The organism is Metamycoplasma subdolum (assembly GCF_033546815.1).
Lineage (GTDB): Bacteria > Bacillota_I > Bacilli_A > Mycoplasmatales > Metamycoplasmataceae > Metamycoplasma > Metamycoplasma subdolum.
On the sequence record NZ_CP137846.1, the window covers coordinates 648,150 to 654,603 of the forward strand.

The following is a 6,454-nucleotide window of genomic DNA, read 5'->3' on the forward strand; positions in this document are numbered from 1 at the left end:
TTCCTATATATTCTAAAGTTCTGATAATTATGATTTTTTAATTAAATTGAAGCTGATTAATTTAAAACAGCTGCTCTAATTATAGATAAAATGAGCAAGAAAAATGAATAAAATGTAATTCTTAAATTAATAACAAAAAATAAGTTATATTAAGAAATAAAAAATGAAAACTTACAAAGTATAATTAATTTGTATAAAATCAGGAGGATACAAAATAAAAATGAAACTACTAGTACTACTACACCCAAAATTCAATGATATTGAATTAATAGTAACTTTGGGAGCTCTTAAAAAAGCATCTATTTTCAGCGAAATTGAATTCTACAACCATAAATACACATCAGCGAGAGGACAATACGGACTTTGTGAATATTACGTTAACAACAAAACGGATATTGATAAATATGATGCAATCTTCATTCCTGGTGGAAAAAGTGCACAAGAACTAAGAGAAGATAGAAAGTCTTTAGATGTTATTGAATACTTTGTAAAAATGGAGAGATATGTTTTTGCAATTTGCGACACACCTAATGCATTGTACGAAAAAGGAATTTTTAAAGATGATGTTAAATATTCATCTTACCCAATTCAAAATATTCGTCAAACTGCAAGCAAAAACAGAAACGAAAACTTGTCTACAGTTTATAACGGAAGAATTGTTACTGGTAGATCAGCAGGAGCAGCAGTTGAATTTGCTCTTTCAATTATTGAAACATTAAAAGGCAAAGAATTTGCTAAGGCTGCTAAAGAACAAATTTTTGGTCTTTAAGATTAGTAAACAAAAAGAATGGTGAAATAAAAGTCGCTTTCAAGCGGCTTTTTTAATTCTATTTAATACAATTACACAAATTCTTTTTTAACGTCTTGGTAAAAAATTTCATCAATAATTGCTGCACCGATAACTTCATTATCGTGGTAGATTACAACTTCTTGGCCTGGAGTAACTGCTTCAGTATCAGGATAGTTAACTTCGATTTTATTATTTTCAATCAACTTTATTTTGCAAGGAATATCTTCTTGACGATATCTAAATTTTGCTGTTAAGTTGTTTTCAGGAATTTTTGATGCAATTTGGTTGAAATCAGTTGCAATCATTTTGTCAGAAAGAAGATAACTCTTATTATCTTCGTTTGCAACATAGATTTCACATTTATTTATATTATGTCCAACTACAAAATAAGGTTTTTCAAAACCGCCTAGGTTAAGTCCTTTTCTTTGACCGATTGTATAATACATAGCACCTTTATGTTTTCCTACAATTTTACCACTTGCAATATCAATTATATTTCCAGGCTTTGCGGGAATATAGTTTTGTAAAAAATCAGCGAAACGTCTTTCTCCGATAAAACAAATTCCAGTACTATCTTTTTTTAATGCAGTAGCTAAATTCAATTTTTGAGCAATTTCTCTTACTTCTGATTTTGAAATTTCAGCTAAAGGAAATATTACTTTTTTAAGTTGTTCGTTTGAAAGTTGAGCTAGAAAATATGATTGGTCCTTGCTTTTGTCTTTTCCGCGGTATAAAAAACCATCTTTGGTTTGAGCGTAATGTCCCATCGCGATAAAGTCAGCTTTTAATTCGTTGAAAGCATAATCAGCAAATGATTTGAATTTAATAAATTTATTACAAAAAATATCAGGATTAGGAGTTCTTCCTTTTTTGTATTCATTTATTAAATAGCTGAAAACATGTTCTCAATATTCTTTTATAAAGTCGACTCTTTTAATTTCAATATTAAGTTGCTTTGCAACTTTTTTTGCATCTTCAAAATCTTGTTCTTGTGGGCAAATGTCTTGAGAGATGTTAAGATTTCCTAAAAAATCGTTGTTTAAAAAAGAGTCTCAATTACGCATAAAAAGACCAATAACTTCATAACCTTCTTTTTGTAATAGATAAGCACAAACGGAAGAATCGACTCCTCCGCTCATACCTAAAACAACTCTTTTTTTCATCTTTCTCCTTAACTAAACGGTTTGATTAATACTACTTGAACCAATTTTGTCTCTTACAACATCATTTACAAATGTGATAAGTTCTTTGATATTGATAAAGTAAGCTTTATAACGTAAAAGTTCACGCTTTGTAACAAGTCTTCTCATTGAAGCTCTAGTTAGTTCTATTCCTAAAAATGGATCAAAACATTCATGAGTTTCACTAATTCTGTGCATCATTTTTTCAATTGCAATTTTTATTCTTATATCATCAAGTTTAAGGTTTGGTAACTTGAATGATTTTCTTTCAAAATCTTGTAAAAATGCAAAGTAAATGTTTCTTGAAAGTTTATCTTGTTCATCTTCTAGCTTGTATTTTTCACTTTCTTCTTTTCATTCATCAGGAACTATTCTATCTTTAAATAGTAAGTCGCAATCAATGGCATTTTTGCGATATTTTCTTTCTCTTAAAAGTACCATAATAAATGCAACTGTTACTAGAATAAATACTAATAAAAATAATGTTCCAAAGAAATAACAAGTGATCATAACGGCTTTACTTACTGGCATGAAAATACTTGCTCCAGTAATAAATAGAAGAATTCCAATTGCTAAAAGTAGAAATTGGACTACAAAACCTAATACTTCATAAAGTATTGCTTTTCCTTTTTGCTTTTGTTCTTTTTCTGCTTCGTTGTTCATATTCATCTCCTTATTTAAATTCTACTAGTTTTGGGTTTTTTAAATAACCACGTCCTGCTTTTGCAATAAGTTTTCCATTAACTTTGGTTGCATCTGCTGAAAAATTGACGTGAAGTTTTAATAAACTTGCACCAACCCCGTATGAATCAACTGGTGTTTCTTCATCTTCAAAAGTTTGAATTCTATTTGCATCAAAACCACTTGAAACAACAATTTTTACATGCTTTCCGCCATTATTATCTAATGCTTCACGAAGTCTTTTTACTTGGGTTGGAGTAACTCCAAATTCAGCTTCACCTTCAACAAACATTTTGTCAATCAATGCTTTTGAGGTGTCAATTCTTACACCTTTTAAAGTTTTGCCAAATTCTTTTAAACAATCTAAAGAATCTTTAATTACGTCGTTGTGAAAATCTACTAAAGCATAAAGTTCATCATTAGGAAAAGTTTCGTGATATGCTTTGCAAGCCTCAACAACATCGCCTTCAAACATTTGAATTAAAGCATGAGGCATTGATCCGTAAGTTCTTTTTTCATCATAGTTTGAAGAAAGTAATGTTGAGTGATTTTTAATACCACCAACATTGATTGCATAAGCGTCTCTTTCTTGATTGATGTAGTGGTCTGCACGATCAGCCATACTAATAACGGTTTTTTTACCTGCGGCTTTTACTATTCTATAAGCATTTGTTGCAATAGAACTTTGTCTTGCTAAAATGCCATCAATGATTCCTTCTCAAATTCCAAATTCAGCATATGGGCCTTCAAGTTCAAGAACAACTTCGCGGTTATGAATTATGCTTCCTTCGGGTATATAGCGAATTGAATATTTGCTTATGTCAGTGTTGTTTTTTAAAATTTCTAATGCTTCATTAATACCACAAAGTTTTACATCATTATGACGTTGAAAAAATTGTAGGGTTACTATTTTTTTGTTTGCTTTTTGTTTAGCAATTTCTTGAGTTTTGTAGAAATAGATTGAGATTTTATCTTTTAAATTATTCATGTAAATACACTTCCTTTTTAGTTATTTAAATTTTAAGTTATTTTAAACGATTTTTTCTTTTTGAGTTTTTAAAATAAAAAGTTACGATCAACTTTTTCGTAACTTTTAGTTTTTAAATAATTTAGGCTCAATTTTTGTTTTAAATCATTTAGTTCTTTGAATGTAATGAACTGCGATATGTTGGATGATTGTAAAGACACCACCAATTATTCAGTAAATTTGAAGACCGGCTGAGAAAAGAATACCAATGAAGATAATAATTAAAGAAACTATATTTCCTTTTTTACCTTGTTTTTTCATCGCGGCTTGCGTGTAAGCATCAGCACGAAACTGCTTCTTTTTCCGCTGTAAAAGTTTAGGTGTATATTGAGCAAGTGCTTGAATTCCAATTGAGAATATTAGAATTGGAAGGTAGAGCCACTCACCTGCCAGAAGTCTTTTTACTGAAGTTGCAGATAAGCTAATTCCGTATCATGTTGCTTGCTTAATTTCAGGTGCTGCAGAAATAATCCTAAACACAACAATCAAAATAGGTAGTGTTACAAATGAAGAAGCAATTTGTCCAAAAGGACTAATTTTTTCTTTTTTGTAAAGTTCAGCTATTTCAAGTTGTTTCTTTTGTTGCATTTGTTTATTATTTTTAAACTCAGCATATTTTGCTTCAATCTTTGCTTTCTTTTGATTGAATTCTTCCATTTTTGATTGACTAAATAAAGACTTAAATGAAACAGCGAAAGTAATTAAACGAACGATTATTAGAGTAACAATTAAAGCTAAAATAACACTTCAACCAGTAACTCCTGTTCCATAAATTATGGCATCCATAAATCTTTGAACTGGGAAAACAAATAGTCCAAAGAAAGGTCCGTGAGATCAATAATCTTTAAGTTTAATTAATTGATTTCTTGGTACAAGTGTTCCATCAGCGGCAATTGCTTGAAAAGCTTCAGATTTTTTGTAGTTACCACTTGCTGACACAAAGTCTATTGTATAAACTTTGAATTTTCCTTCATCACGATTAGAAGGTCCATATCTTGACATATTAATATAACTATCAATTGCGGAGTTAAGTAAACTAGTTGTATCACGAAGTTTAATTCCAACTTCTTTTGAACTAATATTTACTTTTAATGGAAGCTGTTGGAAGAAATCTCCCATAACAGTTTCATAATTTTCTTTAGTTATATCTTTGCTTGTAACTTCTTTTATTGCCTCTTTGAATCCATAGACGTTTTTATCAATATATTGTTTGATTGATTCGTTGTAAAGAATTTGTAAAGCGTCTCTTAAAAAGATTTCTTCAATTCCTGCACCAGCTGAAATTGTATCTTTAATAACTTTGCCTCGAACCTCTTTGATTTTTGTGTAATCAGCAACTTCGTCGCCATTAGCATCAACTGTTTTTTCAAATTCAATGTAAGGGACATAAATATTTGTGAATTTAGTTGTTGGGGTGTAATTTTGCGTTGCAAATTTACCATTTTTATTGCCTAAATTGATGTAAGCGAAGTTACCATTTTGGCCATAAACATAGTATTTTCCGTCTTGCTCTTCAACAACATTTTTATATTCAGTTTTCTTTTTACCATTAACTACTTTAGTTTCGGGTTTTTCTAAAGCGATAGCTAAAGTTCTAATCCCATAAGCATCATATGTTCCGCCAGTTTTTTTATCTTGCTCAGTTAGTTTTTCAACTGCTTCTGGTGATTTCAATGAAAGTAAAGCGTTAACTTGTAAATTATCAGTTTTAACATCTTTTAATTCAAATGAGTTTGAAGTTTCATTGTATCTTAAAGTTTGAACATTAGGTGAAAGTCTTTTTGCAGTAGCGTAGTATTCACTTCCTTGTCCTACTTTATTATTTGTTTTAATTGTAAATGATTGAACACAGCCTACAAGCCCAATAGCAATGAAGAGAACAACAATGATTATTTTTATTCATTTTCAAGCTTTTGCTCACTTGCTTTTTGCATTTTTATTAGGTTCTTCAGATTTATTAACCCTAAAAATGTCATAGTGTTTATTTGCTTTCCCCATTGACTATCCTTTCATATATTTTTCTTATTTCTTTTTCTTTATTTTCAAAAGAAAGAGATAAAAATGTTTTTCTTGCTATTATGACTGATTCAAAATTTATATTGTCTATATTCATCTGTCTTAAAATTGTTCTAATCTGATTTTTGTAATGATTTCTCAAAACTGCATTGGCAAATTGCTTCGGTATGCTTATTCCAACCTTAAAAAAATCGCTTGGTAAAAAGTAAATAATTAAGTTTTTAGTTACGATCTGACTATTACTATTAATTATTCTTTGAAAGTCATGATTCTTTTTTAAGATATTTTTTTCTGTCATACTTTTCTAATTATTTTTCATCTGAAACAGTTAGTATTTTTCTGCCTTTTGCACGTCTAGCTGCTAAAACTCTTCTTCCATCTTTAGTTTGCATTCTAGCCATGAAACCATGAACTTTGATGTGTTTACGTTTTTTAGGTTGATAAGTTCTTTTCATGTTCGCTCCTTATTAGATATTTTTTAAATAAAACTCTATTTATTTTATCATATATTAAATAAATCCAAGTTTAAAAATTTTAACCTCTTTTAACTTTAAGTTTTTTAATTTACTTGATAAAAAAGTGAAAGATAAGACAAAAAAGCAACAAAAACCTTAAAAAATCAAAGTTTTTGATTGTAAAAAATAGTGGTTATTAACAGAAAAATAATTTACAAGCAAAATTGTTAATAACATTTTTTATTTTGAAAATTTTGCTTAAATAAAGTTGAATTTTTAAAATTGCAAAGTAAGTAAAATTGTA

General features: G+C 29.1%; 7 protein-coding genes. 1 reads left to right on the top strand and 6 read right to left on the bottom strand.

The features are described 5' to 3' along the window. Positions 1-220 precede the first annotated feature (220 nt). Positions 221-769 carry a DJ-1/PfpI family protein gene (locus R9C05_RS02875; protein WP_121940548.1) on the top strand — a complete coding sequence of 183 codons (549 nt, stop codon included), beginning with the start codon at positions 221-223 and terminating at the stop codon, positions 767-769. 71 nt (positions 770-840) lie between these two features. Here the strand turns inward: R9C05_RS02875 and mnmA are convergent, their stop codons facing one another. The 6 genes from mnmA to rpmH all read right to left on the bottom strand — a co-directional run bounded on the left by mnmA (position 841) and on the right by rpmH (position 6,150). Next, positions 841-1,953, bottom strand: coding sequence for a tRNA 2-thiouridine(34) synthase MnmA (gene mnmA / locus R9C05_RS02880; RefSeq protein ID WP_121940549.1), 1,113 nt, complete (start codon positions 1,951-1,953; stop codon positions 841-843). 12 nt (positions 1,954-1,965) lie between these two features. Further along, entirely contained in the window at positions 1,966-2,634 is a 669-nt protein-coding gene (locus tag R9C05_RS02885; protein WP_121940550.1) for a hypothetical protein, read from the bottom strand. A 10-nt stretch (positions 2,635-2,644) separates the two neighbouring features. Next, complete coding sequence (locus tag R9C05_RS02890; protein ID WP_211320120.1) at positions 2,645-3,640, bottom strand: nicotinate phosphoribosyltransferase; 996 nt, start codon at positions 3,638-3,640, stop codon at positions 2,645-2,647. A 105-nt stretch (positions 3,641-3,745) separates the two neighbouring features. Beyond that, entirely contained in the window at positions 3,746-5,677 is a 1,932-nt protein-coding gene (gene yidC, locus R9C05_RS02895) for a membrane protein insertase YidC (protein ID WP_121940552.1), read from the bottom strand. Beyond that, on the bottom strand, positions 5,661-5,993 hold the full coding sequence (gene rnpA / locus R9C05_RS02900) for a ribonuclease P protein component (protein ID WP_121940553.1): 333 nt from the start codon (positions 5,991-5,993) through the stop codon (positions 5,661-5,663). The genes yidC and rnpA overlap by 17 nt, the downstream gene beginning before the upstream one ends. Positions 5,994-6,003: 10 nt before the next feature. Then, positions 6,004-6,150, bottom strand: a complete 147-nt coding sequence (gene rpmH, locus R9C05_RS02905; protein ID WP_121940554.1) for a 50S ribosomal protein L34 — start codon at positions 6,148-6,150, stop codon at positions 6,004-6,006. Between the last annotated feature and the right edge of the window lie 304 nt (positions 6,151-6,454).